Source organism: Allofranklinella schreckenbergeri (assembly GCF_003703475.1).
Lineage (GTDB): Bacteria > Pseudomonadota > Gammaproteobacteria > Burkholderiales > Burkholderiaceae_C > Lampropedia > Lampropedia schreckenbergeri.
The window spans coordinates 1-17,888 of record NZ_RDQM01000013.1; the positions used below are offsets into that span (position 1 = coordinate 1).

General features: G+C 63.7%; 14 protein-coding genes and 1 tRNA gene. 2 read left to right on the forward strand and 13 right to left on the reverse strand.

The genetic code is table 11. From position 1 onward, the window contains the following. Nucleotides 1–266: 266 nt before the first annotated feature. The 4 genes from EBQ26_RS09990 to EBQ26_RS10005 all read right to left on the reverse strand — a co-directional run bounded on the left by EBQ26_RS09990 (nucleotide 267) and on the right by EBQ26_RS10005 (nucleotide 5,240). Nucleotides 267–342: transfer RNA gene (locus tag EBQ26_RS09990), tRNA-Phe, on the reverse strand. 122 nt (nucleotides 343–464) lie between these two features. Beyond that, on the reverse strand, nucleotides 465–1,139 hold the full coding sequence (locus EBQ26_RS09995) for a response regulator (protein WP_122238881.1): 675 nt from the start codon (nucleotides 1,137–1,139) through the stop codon (nucleotides 465–467). Nucleotides 1,140–1,167: 28 nt separating this feature from the next. Continuing rightward, entirely contained in the window at nucleotides 1,168–3,498 is a 2,331-nt protein-coding gene (locus EBQ26_RS10000; RefSeq protein ID WP_122238882.1) for a sensor histidine kinase, read from the reverse strand. Between the two features lie 167 nt (nucleotides 3,499–3,665). Then, complete coding sequence (locus EBQ26_RS10005; protein WP_122238883.1) at nucleotides 3,666–5,240, reverse strand: 16S rRNA (cytosine(967)-C(5))-methyltransferase; 1,575 nt, start codon at nucleotides 5,238–5,240, stop codon at nucleotides 3,666–3,668. On the opposite strand from EBQ26_RS10005, the gene EBQ26_RS10010 reads away from it, so the two are divergent. Further along, nucleotides 5,235–5,672, forward strand: a complete 438-nt coding sequence (locus EBQ26_RS10010) for a hypothetical protein (protein ID WP_147474043.1) — start codon at nucleotides 5,235–5,237, stop codon at nucleotides 5,670–5,672. The two genes, EBQ26_RS10005 and EBQ26_RS10010, sit on opposite strands and share 6 nt — an antisense overlap. Before the next feature lie 33 nt (nucleotides 5,673–5,705). Next, entirely contained in the window at nucleotides 5,706–5,987 is a 282-nt protein-coding gene (locus tag EBQ26_RS12725) for an LIM domain-containing protein (protein ID WP_147474044.1), read from the forward strand. Between the two features lie 79 nt (nucleotides 5,988–6,066). Here EBQ26_RS12725 and argF read toward each other — a convergent pair whose 3' ends face one another. From argF to EBQ26_RS10055, 9 genes are all read right to left on the reverse strand, one after another. Next, a complete protein-coding gene (gene argF / locus EBQ26_RS10015) occupies nucleotides 6,067–6,999 on the reverse strand; it encodes an ornithine carbamoyltransferase (RefSeq protein ID WP_122238938.1) in 933 nt (310 codons plus the stop codon). A gap of 33 nt (nucleotides 7,000–7,032) precedes the next feature. Then, the gene (locus EBQ26_RS10020) at nucleotides 7,033–8,241 is read right to left on the reverse strand and encodes an aspartate aminotransferase family protein (protein WP_122238885.1); all 1,209 of its coding nucleotides are present in this window, start codon (nucleotides 8,239–8,241) and stop codon (nucleotides 7,033–7,035) included. Nucleotides 8,242–8,771: 530 nt separating this feature from the next. Continuing rightward, entirely contained in the window at nucleotides 8,772–9,590 is an 819-nt protein-coding gene (locus EBQ26_RS10025; RefSeq protein ID WP_122238886.1) for an acyl-CoA thioesterase, read from the reverse strand. A 186-nt stretch (nucleotides 9,591–9,776) separates the two neighbouring features. After that, nucleotides 9,777–11,027, reverse strand: a complete 1,251-nt coding sequence (locus EBQ26_RS10030) for an ABC transporter substrate-binding protein (RefSeq protein WP_122238887.1) — start codon at nucleotides 11,025–11,027, stop codon at nucleotides 9,777–9,779. 313 nt (nucleotides 11,028–11,340) lie between these two features. After that, a complete protein-coding gene (gene tilS / locus EBQ26_RS10035) occupies nucleotides 11,341–12,318 on the reverse strand; it encodes a tRNA lysidine(34) synthetase TilS (protein ID WP_122238888.1) in 978 nt (325 codons plus the stop codon). Between the two features lie 87 nt (nucleotides 12,319–12,405). Beyond that, a complete protein-coding gene (locus tag EBQ26_RS10040) occupies nucleotides 12,406–13,419 on the reverse strand; it encodes an acetyl-CoA carboxylase carboxyltransferase subunit alpha (RefSeq protein ID WP_122238889.1) in 1,014 nt (337 codons plus the stop codon). A 59-nt stretch (nucleotides 13,420–13,478) separates the two neighbouring features. Beyond that, complete coding sequence (gene cysS / locus EBQ26_RS10045) at nucleotides 13,479–14,891, reverse strand: cysteine--tRNA ligase (RefSeq protein ID WP_122238939.1); 1,413 nt, start codon at nucleotides 14,889–14,891, stop codon at nucleotides 13,479–13,481. A 301-nt stretch (nucleotides 14,892–15,192) separates the two neighbouring features. Beyond that, nucleotides 15,193–16,221, reverse strand: a complete 1,029-nt coding sequence (locus EBQ26_RS10050; RefSeq protein ID WP_122238890.1) for a glycosyltransferase family 4 protein — start codon at nucleotides 16,219–16,221, stop codon at nucleotides 15,193–15,195. A 4-nt stretch (nucleotides 16,222–16,225) separates the two neighbouring features. Beyond that, nucleotides 16,226–17,872, reverse strand: coding sequence for a class I SAM-dependent methyltransferase (locus tag EBQ26_RS10055; RefSeq protein ID WP_122238891.1), 1,647 nt, complete (start codon nucleotides 17,870–17,872; stop codon nucleotides 16,226–16,228). Nucleotides 17,873–17,888: the final 16 nt, after the last annotated feature.

Here is a 17,888-nt window from a genome sequence, read left to right on the forward strand (position 1 = left end):
CAGAACTGTCTGCTGGTTTGTGCGTAGCGCAAGGGATCAACGCGCCTGTTGGGGCGGGATCGAGCAAGAAATAGCGCGAAAAGAGAAGAAATCACACGTGCGGATGCCGTGATGGCGCGCGCAACTGCGGGTTTCAGCCCTGTTTTGTGAAAAAACGGGGTTGAAAGCAGGTGGAGAAGTGTCGGCGGACATCGGACGGGGCACCACGCGGTGTGCGGAGCGCGCAAAGAAAAACGCCCAACCGAGAACGGTTGGGCGTTTGTGTTTGGTGGCTCGGGGCGGAATCGAACCACCGACACGCGGATTTTCAATCCGCTGCTCTACCAACTGAGCTACCGAGCCAAGAACAGAACTATAACAGGATTTTTAGGGGGATTTGGGAAAGAGGGCGGTTTTTTGCGAAAAATTTAAAAAATTTTTGCTATTCCTGGGGGTAAGCACGCTTTAGCCAGGATGGCTTGGCGTCAACGGCGGCGTTTGCCCAGCTCTACGCCTAATTGGCGCAGTTTACGGTAGAGATGGGTGCGCTCCAGGCCCGTTTTTTCGGCGACGCGGGTCATGGAGCCACCTTCGCGGGCAAGATGGAACTCGAAATAGGCTTTCTCGAAATCGTCGCGTGCTTCGCGCAGCGGGCGATCCAGGTGGAAGGATTGCTGTGGCTCGGGCAAATGCTGCTCAGGCGCAATGGCGCGGATGATGTGGGGGGCGGCTTGGGCGGCTTGTTCTGCCAGGGGTTCAGCGTTTTTGCGCGCAGGCTTTTGGGGCTGCTCGGCTTCGTTTTGCTCTAGCGCCTGGTTGACGGACTTGAGCAGTTTTTGCAGGGTGATGGGTTTTTCCAAGAAGGAGAAGGCGCCAATGCGGGTGGCCTCGGCGGCTGTTTCCATGGTGGCGTGGCCGCTCATCATGATGACGGGCATGGCCAGTTGGCCGGTGAGCGACCACTCTTTGAGCAGGCTGACGCCATCGGTGTCGGGCATCCAGATGTCCAGCAGCACGAGGTCGTATTTGCTGGAGTTGCAGGCGCTGCGCGCCTGGCCTGCGTTTTCGGCCAGGTCCACATGATGTCCCTCGTCATTGAGGATTTCCGAGAGCAGGTCCCTGATGCCAAGCTCATCGTCCACAACCAGTATGTTTGCCATTTTTGTTTCGTGTCTGCTTTTTGGTTTTCTACGCTATCGCGTCTTGCCCTGAGGGAAGGGCACGAAATGATAGCGAGACCTTGGCGCCTGTCACGGCGCCTTCCTCATCTTGTACGTTGACCAGATCGATCACCGCGTGGTGCTCATCGGCGATTTTCTTGACTACCGCCAGCCCCAGGCCTGTGCCTTTGGCTTTGGTGGTGACGTAAGGCTCGAACACCCGCTGGAGCATGTTGGCGGCAAAGCCGGTGCCGTTGTCCTGAACGCTGAGGCGCACGAGGTTGGCATGGGCACTCCAGTGGGTGCTGATGGCGATAGCTGCTGGCGATTCTGCCCGATTCTCTTGCGCTTGCAGGCTTGCATCCTGGGCATTCTGTAAAAGATTGTGGATAACCTGACGCAGTTGCATCGCATCACCCAGGATGGGGGGGATGTGCTCGTCCAGCTCGGCGCGGATGGCGAAGCTGGCGTTTTCGGCGCCGTAGAGTTGCAGCACGTCCAGCACGAGGGCGTTGAGGTCCACCGTTTGCAATTGGGCCGAGGGCAGGCGCGCGTAATCGCGGAACTCATCTACCAGCCGCTTCATGCCTTCGACTTGATCGACGATGGTTTTGACGGATTTGGCCAGCACGGCTTCTTCTTTTTCGGGTAGCTTGCCGCTGAGGCGCATTTCCAGCCGCTCGGCCGAGAGCTGGATGGGGGTGAGTGGGTTTTTGATTTCGTGCGCCAGGCGGCGGGCGACTTCGCCCCAAGCTTGGGCGCGCTGGGCGGAAACGACGTCGGAAATATCGTCAAAGACCAGCAGGCGATTGCCGTCGGGCAGCATGGCGCCGCGCGCGACGATGGTGAGCGAATAGTCTTGATGCGCTTCGGGCGAGGCGCCTTGGGGTGGAGCGTAGAGTTCGTAAGTGTGCTGCCAGTGGTCGGCGGTGCGGTCGTTGAGGTGATCGCCGAGGTTTTGCGCGGGGCCTTCGGGCTTGGCGCGACCGGCCAGCAGGGTTTCAAAACGCGGGGCGATTTGGGCGGCGAATTCGGCCAGGTCAGGCACTTCGGCTAGAGGGCGACCTTGATAGGCCGCCAGGGGCGCGCGCAACACGCGTGTGGCGCCGGGGTTGGTGGAGACGATGCGTTGCTGCCCGTCGAGTACGACGACGCCTGCGGTGAGGTTGTCCAAAATCGTGCGCAATTGCCCGTGCGAGGCATCCAGTGCGGCCAGGCTTTTTTGCTCGGATTCGCGGGCCAGGGCAAGCTGGTGCGTCATCAGCGCAAAGGCGCGGGTCAAGCCGCTGAGTTCGTCGTTGCGCGGCAGGGCGACTTTGGGGTTGAGGTTGCCTGCAGCCACTTCCTTGACGCCTTCGGCCAGGATGAGGATGGGGCGCAGCAGCCGGTTGCCCAGCACGACGGCGAGCAAGATGGCGCCGAACACGGCCAGAAACAGGCTGAGCGTGAGCGTGCCGATATACATGCGGCGCAGGCCCAGGCGGCTTTGGGCGCGCTCCTGGTATTCCTGGTTGGCGTGCTGGACGATGAAGGATTCCTTGACCAGCGCAGCGGGCACGGGCACGGTGATTTGCAGAAAGCGTTGCGCATCGGGCGAGAGGCTTAAGTCGCCATCGAGCCCGCGCACCAGCACCAGCGTTTGCACTTGCACGGGGGCGTTGTGATCGCGCTCGGCGGCATCCAGGCCTTCGAGCGTGGCCCATTCGCGCTGCTCGCGGGCGCTGCGAAAGGCGGCGTTGGCGGGGCGCTCGGGCAGCAGGGTGCCGCTGGGCAGGCCGGCGCTGAATTCCACTTCGCCATTGGCGCGCCACAGCGCCACTTGGGAGGCATCGAACTGCTCGCGGATTTGCTCCAGCGCGATGCCCAATGAGCCTTGGCGCACTTGCTCCAACTGGGTGGCGGAATAGCGCGCGCGCGCGGTGGTGTTGACAACCCAGGCATCCAGCGTGGAGCGGGCCATGCTCACGCCTGCGGTGAGTGCGCTTTCGACCCGCGCGTCAAACCAGTTTTCGATCGAGCGGGAGACGAATTGGTACGAAATCACATACACCAGCGCCCCCGGCAAGATGCCCACCACGCAAAACAGCGCGGCCAGCTTGATGAGCAAGCGGCTGCCGAATTTGTTTTGCCGCAGCCGCCGAAACAACCGCCATGACCCCCACAGCAACACCAGCAGCAAAAAAATGGCTGTGGCGCTGTTGATGCCCAGCAGCCACGGGTAGTACTGCGCGTACAGCTCGTGGATGTCGGTGGCCAACGCCAGCAAAAACAGCAGCACCAGCGCAATGGCCAGCGCCACGGCCAGGATGACGCCCAAGGCCCAGTTCAGGCGGCTTCGTTTGATGCGGGAGGGGTTCATGGCAAGCGGGGGATCACAAAAGGGTAAGCGCAGGCCCGGGGATGTGCATTGGCAGGCTTATTTTATAAATCAAAAGGAAAATAAATAACCTTGTTTTGGCATGATGGGTATAAAGTGATTTTTATAATTGATTTGTATTTTGCCGGTGCTGGTGGGTGTTGGGTTGGTTAGGCCTTTTTCTCCAGCAAGGCATAGAAAAAGCCATCGTGGTTTTCGCCTGCCGGATCGCCAGCGCTGGGTGCGCCGCTGGTGGGCAGCAGTTGCAGCATGTCGCCCAGCAAGGCGGCATCGGCATGTGTGTGCAGAAACTGGCGAATTGGCTCGCGCCCCTCGCGATGAAAGACCGAGCAGGTGCAATACAACAGCCGCCCGCCCGGGCGCAGCAGCGGCCACAGCCGCGCCAGCAACAGCGCCTGGGTGCGCGCGAGGGCATCGATATCTTGCGCGCGGCGCAGCCAGCGGATGTCCGGGTGGCGGCGCACGATGCCGGAGGCGGAGCAGGGCGCATCCAGCAGCAGCGCATCCAGCAGGCCATGCTCGCCCAGCCAACGCGGGCGCCACGCTTCGGGTTGGGCCGCATCGCCTGTTTGGACGGCCACACGCAAGGCCGCACGCCAAGTCGTGTCCGAAGTCGTTGAAGTTGGGGGCGCTGCCGCAGCAGGCCGTGCGTCCATTGGCGGCCCTTCCGCGGTGGGGGAATCGGGCGGCGCAGCGCTGGGTTCGGCGGCTTTTTCAAGCCCCTTCGCACTCGCCTTGCCCGCATCCAGCGCAGCCCCCCAGCCCAGCCGCAGCAGGTTTTGCGTGATGCGCGCGCAGCGCCCGGCATCCACATCCAGTGCCAGCACATCCAAGGGCAGCCGGTGGCTGGCAGCCCATTCCAGCAAATGCGAGGTTTTGCCGCCCGGCGCGGCGCAGGCATCGAGCACGCGCAGCATTTGCCCCGGCTGCCCCTGCTGCTCCGGCGTGGCCTGCAAGCCACCGAGCAGCAGGGGCGCGGCCAGTTGCGCCGCCGCGTCCTGGACGGAAAACGCCCCTTGCGCATAACCGGGCAGCGTGTGCACATCCTGCGGCTTGGCCAGTTCGATTCCGGCCTCCAGCACCGGCCAGGCCTCAATACCCGCATCGCGCAGGTGCGCCAGATACGCATCGCGCGTGCCCTGGGCCGTGTTCACGCGCAACGTCAGCGGCGCGCGCGCGTTGTTCGCCGCCAGAATGGCTTGCCAATCGGCGTGGTCGTCTTGCAGGGCTTGCACCCACCAGCGCGGGTGGTTCCAGCGCACGGCCGGATCGGTGTGGATCAGCGCCAGCAGCCTGTCTTGCTCACGCAAAAAGCGCCGCAGGCAGGCATTGACAAACCCCGCCTGCGCGGCCAGCCGTTTGTGGCTGCGCACCGCCTGCACGGTTTGATCGACTACGGTGAAGGGCTGATAGCTCGGCAAGGCCGCTGGTGCATCGCTGACCGCCTGGGGCAATAACAAAGCCAAGGCCACGGCCAGCAGGGCTTGGACTTGCGGATGGGGCTTGCGCTGAGCCAACTGGGCAACCAGCGCCCGCGCCTGACCCCAATGGCGCAGTGTGTGATACAGCAGCGCTTGCGCGCCCGGCTTGGCGGGCGAGGGCGGCCAGGCCGCGACGATTTCGCGCGCCGATTGGCCTTGCTCCACGCCGCGCAAACCCTGCGCCGCCAGGGCCATTTGCGTATGCAGTGGCGTGCGCTCGTTTGGGGAGGGGGAAGAATGCATATCAGAGTAGAAAAGCCGCCGGGCGCATCCGATCGCCATGGCCGGGGAAAGCAGTGTTTGTACCCCATTGCTTGCGCATTCAGGGCGCTGTTAGGATGCCTTTTTGAATTGGTTGTCCCCGGGCGAAAGCTCAAACGCAAGGAGGGAGTGATGTATTTCTGGCGAAATTTGACCCTGGTGCCTTTGGGTTTGCTGATTGCGGTGATTTTTCTGAATATTTTGACGGATGGCGCTTTCCCGAGATTGCTGAACTGGGTGCTTTTTGTCTTTATCGTGACAGCCGTTTTAGGTGGCTCGCTGGTTGGCTATTACTTCAGATGCAAGGTGTGCGGAAAAAGGCCGTTGATCGTGGACGATGGCGACCTTTTCGGCAAGAGAAATTATTTTGCTTGCCGCTGCATGAATTGCGGCGCTCCCTTGAAGGGGCAGTAATGCTCTGTATGCCAGGCAGCGGCTGGAGAGAATATGTATTTTTCAAGAAATGCGACGATTGCTTTTTTCGTTTTGTTGCTTGCACTGGCCTTGCTGGATGTTTGGATATACGGCGAATATTCAAAGTGGGTGAAATGGCTATTTGCTATGGGCTTTTTCCTGATTCCGGCCAGCGCAGCTTGGGTGAGCCATCGCTGGAAATGCAAAGCGTGCGGGAAAAAGGCTTTGTCCGTGGATGACGGAACTGTTTTTGGCAAGAGAAATTATTTTGCGCGCCGTTGCATGCATTGCGGCGCGCCGTTGAAGGGGCAGTGAAAAGGGCGTTGAGCGCTGGCGCTGATGGGCGTGGCGTTGCAGGTACGACCGCGCCCCGGATTTGGATGACGGCAGGGGATCAAGCCGTTTGCTTGCCCATCAGCAGGTATTCCATCAGCGCTTTTTGCACATGCATGCGGTTTTCGGCCTCATCCCAAACCACCGATTGGGGGCCGTCAATCACATCGGCGTCCACTTCTTCGCCGCGATGGGCTGGCAGGCAGTGCATGAACAAGGCATCGGGTTGGGCGGCGGCCATCATGGTGGCGTCCACCTTCCAGTCGGCAAAGGCTTGCAGGCGTTTGGCGTTTTCTTCTTCGTAGCCCATGCTGGTCCACACGTCGGTGGTGACCAGATGCGCGCCCTGGCAGGCTTGCAGGGGGGAGTCGAAAACGCGCAGGTGGCGGGCATCGGCGCGCTCGCCCAAGGCCAGCATTTCATCGAGTTCGTAGCCTTTGGGCGTGCTGACGTGCAAGGTGAAGCCCAGCAGCTTGGCCGCTTGCAGCCAGGAGTTGGCCATGTTGTTGCCATCGCCGATCCAGGCGACGGTTTTGCCCTGGATGGGGCCGCGATGCTCGATGAAGGTGAAGATATCGGCCAGGATTTGGCAGGGGTGGAATTCGTTGGTCAGGCCGTTGATGACGGGCACGCGCGAGTGGCGGGCAAAGGCTTCGATTTTGCTTTGCTCGAAGGTGCGGATCATGACCAGATCCACCATGCGGCTGATGACGCGGGCGCTGTCCTCAATGGGTTCGGAGCGGCCGAGCTGGCTGTCGCCCGTGGTCAGGTGTACGACGTAGCCGCCAAGCTGGTACATGCCGGTTTCAAAGCTCACGCGCGTGCGGGTGCTGGCTTTTTCAAAAATCATGGCCAGCGTGCGGTCGCTCAAGGTTTGGTGTTTTTCGTAGGCTTTGAATTTCTGCTTGAGCAGGGCGGCGCGTTGCAGCAGATAGGCGTATTCGTCGGCGCTCAGGTCGGTAAATTGCAGATAGTGTCTGATGGCGGTGCTCATGCGGGTGTCTCCAGTAGCGGGCGCGTGCTCCATTCAGGCCGCAGGTTTTTGTTGCAGAAATTGCGTGACCACGGGCAGCAGGCGGTCAACCAGCTCATCGGCCTCGGCTTCGGTCATGATGAGCGCGGGCAGCAGGCGGATGACGTTTTCGGCGGTCACGCTGATGAGCAAGCCGGCCTCGGCGGCCAGAGCGATCAGCGCGCCGCAAGGGCGATCAAGCTCCACGCCAATCATCATGCCCTGGCCGCGCACTTCGACGAAGCCTTCCAGCTTGCCCAGGGTTTGGCGCAGGCGCTCTTGCAAATGGGCGCCGACTTTTTCGGCGTTGGCCAGGAGGTTTTCGTCCTCCATGATGGCGATGGTTTCCAGCGCTGCGCGCATGGCCAGCGGGTTACCGCCAAACGTGGTGCCGTGGTTGCCGGGCTGGAAGATGTGGGCGGCTTTGGGGCCCGCGACCACAGCGCCCACGGGCACGCCCGAGCCCAGGCCCTTGGCCAGCGCCATGACGTCGGGGCGGATGTCCGTCCATTGGTGGGCGAACCATTTGCCGGTGCGGCCCATGCCGCATTGCACTTCGTCCACCATCATCAGCCAGTCGCGCTCGTCGCACAGGGCGCGCACTTGCCGCAGGTATTGCGCGCGCGCGGGGTGGATGCCGCCTTCGCCCTGGATGACTTCGAAGAAGACGGCAACGACTTCTTCTTCATCCGCAACGGCGTGCTTGAGCCCCTCGATATCGTTGAGCGGCACGCGGATAAAGCCTTCGATCAGCGGGAAAAAGCCCGCGTGGATTTTTGGGTTGCCGGTGGCCGACAGCGTCGCCAGCGAGCGGCCGTGGAAGGCGTGTTCGCAGACGACGACCTTGGGCTTGGCATAGCCGCGGTCGTTGCCCAGCTTGCGCGCGAGCTTGAGGGCGGCTTCGTTGGCCTCCAGCCCCGAGTTGCAGAAAAACACATTGCTCAACCCGCTGAGTTCGACCAGCTTGCGTGCGACGGCTTCCTGGCCGGGCACGTGGTAGTAGTTGGAGCAGTGGATGAGCTTGGCGACCTGGTCTTGCAGCGCAGCCACCAGCCGCGGGTGGTTGTGCCCGAGGGTGTTGACGGCGATGCCGCTTAGTCCATCCAGATATTCACGGCCTTGCGTATCCCACACGCGCACCCCTTGGCCGCGCGCGAGGGCGATGGGCACGCGCCCGTAGGTGTTCATGACATGGGGGGAAGTGGCGGTGGCGTCCTGGCTCATGGCGGCTCCTGATAGCGGCAGCCCTTGTGCGGGCAAAGGGCGCATTCTATGCGCCGCCACAGTGCGTCAAACGGCCATATGCGCTCAGCGCGCGATGAGGCGAGAAAGGGGGGAGGGAAAAGAGAGAGGAGAGGGGTGCCGCCAAGCAAGCGGGCCAACAAGGCGGGAGGTGTCTGCTTCAACCCTCTGGACCCGCAGCCTGAACCGGAGGTCAGGTGGGCCAGGTCAACCCAGCGTTGGGTTCATCTGACGCGAGATGATCACGCCCGCCGGGGGATGTTCCAAGCCCGAGCTTTGAAAGCATTGGTTCAAGGAAATATAAAGCCCAGTGGGGAAGCAGACGGGGGTGATTCTAAAACGTTTGGCCGCTTGCGGCGGCAATACTGGAGATAAATAGGCGGCTGCTGCGCGTTGCGCCGGGCGTGGGCGGGCGCCTTTATAAGATGGAAAGTTGGCTTGGAGATCGTGCAGATCCTGGCTTGGGCCGTCTGCCTTCGCTGGAGCCCCGCCGGATGTGGCGAGGGCGCGCATCACTGCTTGTAGTACAGCATCTGGTGCGTGCTGGCGAGCATCAGGCCATCGGTGCGCCACAGCAGGCCGCTTTGATCGGAGAAGTTGTTGCGGTATTCCTGGCCGCGCGCCTGGGCCAGCAGATAGTCGTCGCCAGCTTGGGCAATGTCTTGCGCGCCGGCGTGGAAGTACATCGTCATGGAGACCGTGCCAGCAGGCACTTGGTGGGCGCGGCGCAGCCAGGTGCGGGGGTAGAAGATGTCGCAGACGGCGGCCAGGGCGCAGAAGTCCAGCGTGCGTGGCGTGGTTTTGCGCACCCAGAAGCGCGAGAGGCTTTCGGCGTTTTCGCGCCCGTCCCACTCGCTGGGCATGTCGCCTTCGAGCGGCACCAGGGTGTATTGGCGCAGCCAGGGGGTGAAGTGGGTGATGATGGTGGGGGCTTGATCGGGGCCGGGGCCGCCCAGCAGGGGCGCGGGGCAATCGGTGGCCGACCAGGTGGGCCGCCGCACGGCGGTGAGCACGGTGGCTGTGGTGGCGATGGCGGGCTGGCCGTTTTCCTGCACCCATTGCTCCAGCAGCCAGTGCTGGGTGGAGCGGTTGGTGCGCACGGGGCGGGCGAGGATTTCGAACGGCCCATCGGGCACGGGGCCGGCGAAGTTGACGGTCATGGAGGTCGGCTCGCCCAGGCGATCGGGGTGTTGCATGACGGCGTTGAGCAATACGGCTGCGGTGATGCCGCCAAAGGGGCCGACCATGTTTTGGTAATCCGCACTGGTGTGGCCGGCAAAGCGGCTCTGGCCCAGCGGCTCCAGGGCAATGGCGCGATCAAAAGGGTGCATGGTTTGTGTGTTGTTTCTATCAAAAGAAAATTGTTTTCAATACCAAATTGCCAAAATAGGTATGAAATATTTCTTTTGATTGGTAAATGAAAATGGCGCCCTGACAGCAGGGCGCCACGCGAGGGGGCTTGGCCTGCCGGGCTTTGGGCAGGGCGCCAAGCCTGTGGGTCAGGCCCCGGGCAGGGATTATTTCTTCACCAGCGGGCAGGTGGATTGTTCCAGCGGCTGGAAGGCGTTGGCGGCGGCGATGGTGTCCACCACTTTGTAGTAATCCCAGGGGGCTTTGGATTCTTGCGGGGTTTTGACCTGGAAGACGTACATGTCGTGGATGACGCGGCCATCGTCGCGGATGGAGGCGTTGCGCATGACTGCGTCCTCAATGGGCAGCTCGCGCATTTTTTCGGCCACGACTTTCCAGTCGTCCGTGCCCGCGGCGGCGACCGATTTGAGGTAGTGCAGCGTGCTCGAATACACGCCCGCTTGCACCATGGTGGGCTTGTTGCCGCGGTGCAGCTTCTCGAAGCGGCTGGAGAATTCGCGCGTTTTCTCGTCCAGATCCCAGTAAAAGCCTTCGGAGAATTTCAGGCCCTTGGCCGTTTCCAGCCCCATGGCGTGCACGTCGGAGAGGAACACCAGCAGCGCGGCGATTTGCTGCTTGCCCGAGGCCAGGCCGAATTCCTGCACGCCTTTCATGGCGTTGACCGTGTCCTGCGCGCCATTGGCCAGCGCGATGGCGTCCGCGCCCGAGGTTTGCGCTTGCAGCAAGAAGGAGGAGAAATCGCTGGCGTTGAGCGGGTGGCGCACCGAGCCGACGACGCTGCCGCCGTTGGCCTTGAGCACTTCGGTGGCGTCTTTCTCCAGCGAGTGGCCAAAGGCGTAATCGACGGTGACGAAGAACCATTTTTTCGCCCCGCCCTTGGTCATGGCCGCCACCGGCGCGGCCGAGAGCGAGTAGGTATCGAACATCCAGTGAAAGCCGTTGCGCGCGCAATCGGCGTTGGTCAGGCGCGTGGTGGCGGGGCCGGAGTACATGGCGATGCCGCCGCGCTCCTTGATGATTTGCTGCACCGCCAGCGCGCCGGCGGAGTTGGTCAAATCCACCAGCGCATCGACTTGCTGCACATCCAGCCATTCGCGCGCGCGGGAGGCGGCGATGTCGGCCTTGTTCTGGTTATCGGCGCTGACGACCTCGATCTTCATGCCCTTGCACTCGGCCTTGAGGCAATCCTCCACCGCCATGCGTGCGGCCACCACCGAGCCTGGCCCGCCCATGCCCGAGTAAGGGCCGGCCATGTCGGTGAGCACGCCGATTTTCACCAGGCCATCGGTCAGCTTGGCCTCGGCCGCCTGGGCCGAAGCGGCCAGGCCCAAAGTGCAAGCCAGGGCTGTGGCCGTCAGAGTCAGCGCAGTGCGCGCGCGCAAAGGGGGGGTTGTCATGTCTCGGTCTCCTTGCTGAGGCAATCGAAAGAGAAAAGGGCCGAAGCCGGCTAGGGTGGCCCACAAAAAAACGGCCGATCCGCTTTGGCAGCGGCCAGCGCCAGGCAGGATAGGTGCACTGCGCGCGCCTGGACAATCGGGTGAAACCGCAGGTGCTGTACCCGCTGGCGCCAAAAGGGTTGCAGAAGTTGTCAGCCGCTGGCCTGGATATGCGCCAGAAAGCCCGGATTTCCCCATTTTTTCCAAATCATAGGCAAAAAAATATGCCTTTTTCGACATATTGGTTAATAGGTGAATTTTGCTATGAATTGTATTAAGTGGATTGAATGGATTGCAGCCAGATCAGCGCATCGCCCTGGCGCAGCACATAGCCCTGGCCGACTTTGAGGCGGATGCGGTGCCCGCGCGTGGTGCAGGCGGCAATCTGCTTTTGCAGCTCGCGCAATTGTGCGGCCTGGGCCACCGCGCCCACGCTGGCGAGCCAGTAGCGCAGCATATTGGCCTGGCGCGCGGGTGAGAGCGCCTGCAAAGCGGCGATGGCGGGGCGCTGGCCTGCGGCCTGCCAGTCTTGCAGGGCGATTTCTTCCAGCAAGGTTTGGGCTTGCGCGGCGTGGGCGCTGCTGCGCGCAAACGTGCTGCGAAAGGCGGGGAAGGCGCGCTCCAGCGCGGGCAGCACCTGGTGGCGGATGCGGTTGCGGGTGAAGGCAAGGTCGGCGTTGCTGGGGTCCTCCACCCAATCCTGCCCTTGCGCGCGCAGCCATTGGCGCAGCGCCGCGCCGGGCACTTGCAGCAGTGGGCGGTGCCAGTGCAGGTGCGGGCAATCGGGGCGTTGCCAGTGGGCAGGCATGGCGGCCAGGCCCGGCAGGCCCGCGCCACGGCTGAGCGCCAGCAGCAGGGTTTCGACCTGATCGTCGGCGTGCTGGGCCAGGGCGATGCTGGTGATGGGTTGGCCCAGCGTGGCCGCAAGCGCGTGCGCGCCTTGGGTCAGGGCGGCGTAACGCGCTTGGCGGGCAGCATCCTCCGGGCTTTGCCCGCGTGCTGGGCGGGCGTTGCAATGCACGGTGTGCAGGGCGATGCCGCGCTGGGCGCAAAAGCGCTGGCAAAAGGCAGCAAAGTCGTCGGCCGCAGCTTGCAGGCCGTGGTGCACATGAATGGCTGCCACCTGCTGCGGCCAGCGTTGCCAGCAGGCCAGCAGCAAAGTGGTGGAATCGGCCCCGCCGCTGAACGCCACGGCCAGGGGCAGGGCGGGGCGCCAGCGTTGCAGGGCCTGGTCGATGGGGCCTGGGGGCATGGTGTCAGCTTGGCAACAGGGCCGGGCGAGCGCACCGTGGCGCCATGACGAGGGGGGGAGCGCTTCTTGAAGAGTTGGAGCAGGCGCTTAGCGCGCATCGGCGCCCAGCGATGCCCAGCTGCTTTGCCGCGCGGCGGGGGTTTCGCTGAATTTGCCGTAGCTGAGCAGGCGCTGGTAGCGGCGCTCCAGCAGCTCTTGCGTGGGCAGTTCGCGCAGGCGCGAGAGGGTGGCCTCCAGCTCGCGTTTGAGCTGGCGGGCCATTTGTTTGTGGTCTTGATGGGCGCCGCCCAGGGGTTCGTCCACCACGGTGTCGATCAGGCCCAGGCTTTGCAGGCGCGTGGCGGTGATGCCCAGGGCCTGGGCGGCTTCTTCGGCTTTGTCGGCGGTTTTCCAGAGGATGGAGGCGCAGCCTTCGGGGCTGATGACGGAGTAAACGGAGTGTTGCAGCATGACGATGGCGTCGGCCACGCTGATGGCCAGCGCGCCGCCGGAGCCGCCTTCGCCAATGATGGTGCTGATGATGGGGGTTTTGAGCTGGGCCATCTCGAAGATGTTGCGGCCGATGGCTTCGGACTGGTTGCGCTCCTCGGCGTCGATGCCGGGGTAGGCGCCGGGGGTGTCCACAAAGGTGAAGACGGGGAGCTGGAATTTCTCGGCCATCTGCATCAGGCGCAGGGCTTTGCGGTAGCCCTCGGGCTTGGTCATGCCGAAGTTGCGGCGCGCGCGCTCTTTGGTGTCGCGGCCTTTCTGGTGGCCGAGCACGACGCAGGGCTGCTCGTCAAAGCGGGCCAGGCCGCCGACGATGGAGGCGTCTTCCGCGAAGTGGCGGTCGCCGTGCAGCTCGGTGAAGTCGGTGAAGATTTCGCGCACGTAGTCCAGCGTGTAGGGCCGGTCGGGGTGGCGGGCGACTTTGGTGATTTGCCAGGGGCTGAGGTTTTTGTAAATGTCGCGCGTGAGCTGCTGGCTTTTCTTGCTGAGTTGTTCGATTTCGCTGCTGAGGTTGACGGATTCGTTGCCCTCGTGCACGGCGCGCAGCTCAATGATGCGCTGCTCCAGGTCGGCGATGGGTTTTTCAAAGTCCAGATACGTTTTTTTGGCCATAAAGAGTGCTCGGTCTGCCCGGGGAGGGGAAATTTTAGGCGGAGCCTTGGAACAGGTTCTTACTGCGCGGCTTCCCAGGTGGTGCCTTGGGGCGAGTCTTTGAGGACGATGCCCTGGCGCAGCAGTTCGTTGCGGATGGCATCGGCGCGGGCGAAGTCGCGTGCGGCTTTGGCGGCGGCGCGCTCGGCGATGCGCGCTTCGATGGCGCTGGCATCCAACGCAGCCGCGCTGGCGCCGCTTTGCAGGAAGGTTTGCGGGTCGTTTTGCAAGATGCCCAGCACGCCGCCCAGTGCGCGCAGCAGGGCGGCCAGTTGTGCGGTGTGGGCGGCATCCTGGCTGCGGTTGATTTCACCGGCCAGCTCGAACAGCACGGCCACGGCTTCGGGGGTGCCGAAGTCTTCGTTCATGGCGGCGGCAAAGCGCGCTGCGTGGGGCTGTTGCCAGTCGATGGCGGCCAGCGGTGCGGGCGTGGCCGTGGGAGGGGTGGAGGCCAGCGCGGTGTACAGGCGCTTGAGCGCGGCGCGCGCGTCCTTCAGGTGCGCGTCGCTGTAATTGAGCGGGCTGCGGTAGTGGCTGCGCAGGATGAAGAAGCGGATGGTTTCGGCGTCGAAGGCCTTGAGCACGTCACGGATGGTGAAGAAATTGCCCAGGCTTTTGGACATTTTCTCGTTGTCCACATTGATGAAGCCGTTGTGCATCCAGACGTTGGCCAGCGGCTTGCCGTGCGCGCCTTCGCTTTGCGCGATTTCGTTTTCGTGGTGGGGGAAGGCCAGATCGGCCCCGCCGCCGTGGATGTCGAAATGCTCGCCCAGCAGCGCGCAGCCCATGGCCGAGCATTCGATGTGCCAGCCGGGGCGGCCCGGGCCGAAGGGGCTGTCCCACTTGGCTTGCTCGGGCTCCTCGGGCTTGGCGCTTTTCCAGAGCACGAAGTCCAGCGGGTCTTGCTTGCCATCGAGCACGGCCACGCGCTCGCCCGCGCGCAGCTCTTCAATCGATTTGCCCGAGAGCTTGCCGTAGCCGGGGAATTTGCGCACCGAGTAGTTCACATCGCCACTGGCGCTGCGGTAGGCCAGGCCCTTGGCCTCCAGCGTGCCGATGAGGCTGAGCATTTGCGGCACGTAATCGGTGGCGCGCGGCTCGTGCGTGGGGCGCTCGATGCCCAGGGCGTCGGCGTCCTCATTGAGCGCGGCGATCATGCGGTCGGTCAGGCTGCGGATGGTTTCGCCATTCTCGGTGGCGCGGCGAATGATTTTGTCGTCGATGTCGGTGATGTTGCGCACGTAGGTGACGCGATAGCCGCTGGCCTTGAGCCAGCGCTGCACCACGTCAAACGCCACCATGGAGCGCGCGTGGCCCAGGTGGCAATAGTCGTACACCGTCATGCCGCAAACGTACATGCGCACATGGCCAGGCTCCAGCGGGGTGAAATCGGTAAGGGTTCGGGTGAGGGTGTTGTAGATGCGGACGGTCATGGCGGATGCGGGCGCGCCGGGCGGCGGCCGGTTGCGCAAGGCAGGCCAGCGCGTCGGTGTGTGGACTGCGGTGGCCTGCACGCACAGGGCAGGCGGGCGCGACGGGCAAGAAAAGACAAGGGCGGGATTATCGGCCTTTCGGCCCTGGCGCGCCGTTTGCGCTGGGCGATGGGGATGCGGGGGATTGTCTATTTTTATATTTCAATGTAAATTAAATTCAATGACTATATTGCCGAAATATGGGTATTTATTTTCTTTTTGAATTGTAAAATCGCTGCCATGTGGCGTGGCGGGCGGCGTTTCAGGCTTGCAGCAGGGCATCGATGGTGTGGCGCCAGTCGATGCCCAGTTGCTGGTAGCGTGCGCGCCCGGCGCGGCCCATGCGGGCGGCGGCGGCGGGCTGGCTGTGCAGGCGGTCGATGGCGGCGGCCAGTGCCTGCGGCTCGGGCGGCACGATCAGGCCGGTTTCGCCATCGACGACGAAGGCCAGCGGCCCGCCGGAGTCGGTGCAAGTGATGACGGGCTTGGCGGCCAGCATGGCTTCGAGCGTGATGTAGCCGTAGTCCTCATCGAACGGGCCGAAGAATACGGCCAGGGCGTGGGCGTAAAAGGCCAGTTTTTCCGCCTCGCCCAAATGGCCCAGCAGCTTGACGCGCTGCTCCAGACCATGCTGGGCGATCAGGCGCTGTAGCGCATCTTGCTGGCCGCCGGTGCCAGCGATGAGGATGGCCACAGGCGAGCGCAGATGGCGTGCGGCTTCGATCAGCAGATGCTGGCGCTTGAGGCTCTCCAGCCGACTGGGGAAGAAGATGTAGTTTTGCGCCTCGGCGCAGACGAAGCGCTCGGCCAGCGCTGGCGGGTGCGCCAGGGGCTGGGCGGCCAGGCCGTTGTACTGCTGCAAGCGCTCGGCCACACGCGCGGAGTTGGCAAACAGCCGCCGCGCACGGGGCAGCACGCGCTGGTCGTAGGCGTGTACGTCCGCGCGCAGGGCTTGTAGCTCGGCGCTGGCGTGGGCGGGGTCGTACAGCTCGTAAACGGCGCGGTGCTGGTGCATGACCCAGACGATGTGGTGCGGGTGGTGCACGCCGTAGCCGGGAAATTGCAGGCTGATGAGGCGATCGACGCGCTGGCCGTTGGGGCGGCTCAAGTCCAGCGATTCGCAATGGCGCATCAGGGCCTGGATGCTGGCTTCGGGCTGGAACTGGAAGGGAAAGCGCACCAGCTCCACGCGGTGGCCGTCGCGTTGCAGGGCGCCTACCAGGCCCTGGATGTGGTTGAACGCGCCGCCGCCGATGAAGGGGGTTTGGGAGGCTGTGACGATGATGTTCATGCGGTTACGCGGCGGGCATGCCAGCGTCGGCAGCGTCGGTAGCGGTTGGGGCGGGCTTGCGGGCGACGACGCCAAAGTCCTGCGGGCCGTAGAGGTGGCCGTTGAGGCGGTCGGTCAGGGCGTCAACGACTTGCAGCCGGTCTTGCTCGGGATAGGGGTTCAGGCGCAGCGCCTGCACGATCTCCAGCCCCAGGTATTGCAGCAGAAATTGCAGCGCCGAAGGGGTGACGGGGTTGCGGTGGCTGAAGTCGTGATAGAAGGTGTGGCTGCCCACGAGGAGGTTTTCCGGGTTGGGCGTTTCCAGAATCAGCAGGCCGCCAGGGGCCAGGGCGCGCACGGCTTGTTCGATGAGCTGGAACAGCACTTCAAACGGCACATGCTCGACGACGTGAAAGGCGGAGATGGCGGCCAGTGCCTGGTCGGGCTGGGCGCGCAGCCAACTCAGCGCATCGGCGTGGATGGCGTCCAACCCGGCTTGCACGCAGTGCTCGGCCATGACGGGGTTGAGGTCAATGCCCTTGGCGTGCAGCCCTTGGGCGTTGACGTGGCGCAGCCATTCGCCGCGGCCACAGCCGATGTCCGCCACGGGCAGGTGGCGCAGGGCCTGGGGCAGCTCTTGCAGATGGCGCAAATACGGATCGAGCTTGCGGGCGATGGCCTCTTCACTGCCACGATGGGCGGCCTCAAAGGCCATGTAATAGGCGTCGATGCGGTGGGCCAGCGCTGCGGACGCTGCCTGGCCGGGGTGTGCAGGCGAAGCGGCCAAGAGGGGTGGGGCGCCAGTCTCTGCGTTCGCCCCTGCATTTGCCGCTGAATTTGCCCCTGTGCCGTTGTCCGAAGGGGCAGGTGCTGGCTGCCCTGCGGGGGCGGTCTGGCCCAGGGCGGCGGCTTGTTGCAATGCCGTCAGGCGCAATTGCAGCATCTCGGTGGCTTGTTGCTGTTGTGCGATGCGCGCTTGCCATTGGCTTGTTTCTTGCGTCAGATGCTCGACGCTGGCGTCGATGCGGGCCTGAAGGGCCAGGAGGCTTTGCAAAAGCTGTGCTTGCTGCTGCTGTTGGGCCTGCTCTGTTTGCACATATTCGCTCACGCGCTGTTGCTGCTCGGAGCGATAGGCTTGCACGGCGATGCGGCGGCGGCGGCGCGTGCCATTGAGGCGGGCCATGGCGCTGCGCCACAGGGCGTAGAGCTGCTCCAGGCGCTGGGCCAGAAAGCCCAGGCGGGCCTCGCGCAGGCGCTCCAGCGCGTGCCACAGGCGCATGGTGAGGGCGTCGTCGGGCAGTGCGGCTTGGTCGCCGCGCGCGGCGGCTTCGGGCGAGGAGCGCAGCAGGCCATAGAGGAAAGCGCGGCTGCGGCCCGCCTGGCGCAGTTGCCGCAAGTGCTGGCGTCCGCTGGCGTCTGCCGGGCGCTGAAACAGACAGGCGTAGGCTTCTTCGATAAAGGCTTCGTCGTCGGTGGCGGCCAGCAACTCGGCCAGGCTGGAGGGGAGGGGGTAGGCGATGGGTGCAGCGGGTGCGGCAGCGGGGGGCGGTGGCGGGGGCGATTCGAGGACGAGCGGCTCGGGCACAAGCGCTTCTACGTCACAAAACGGCGGCTGCGTGGCGGCCTGTTTGATGCGCTCAATCAAGGGTTCCAGGGGAGCAGGGTGTGTCATGACAGGCAATTCTTCG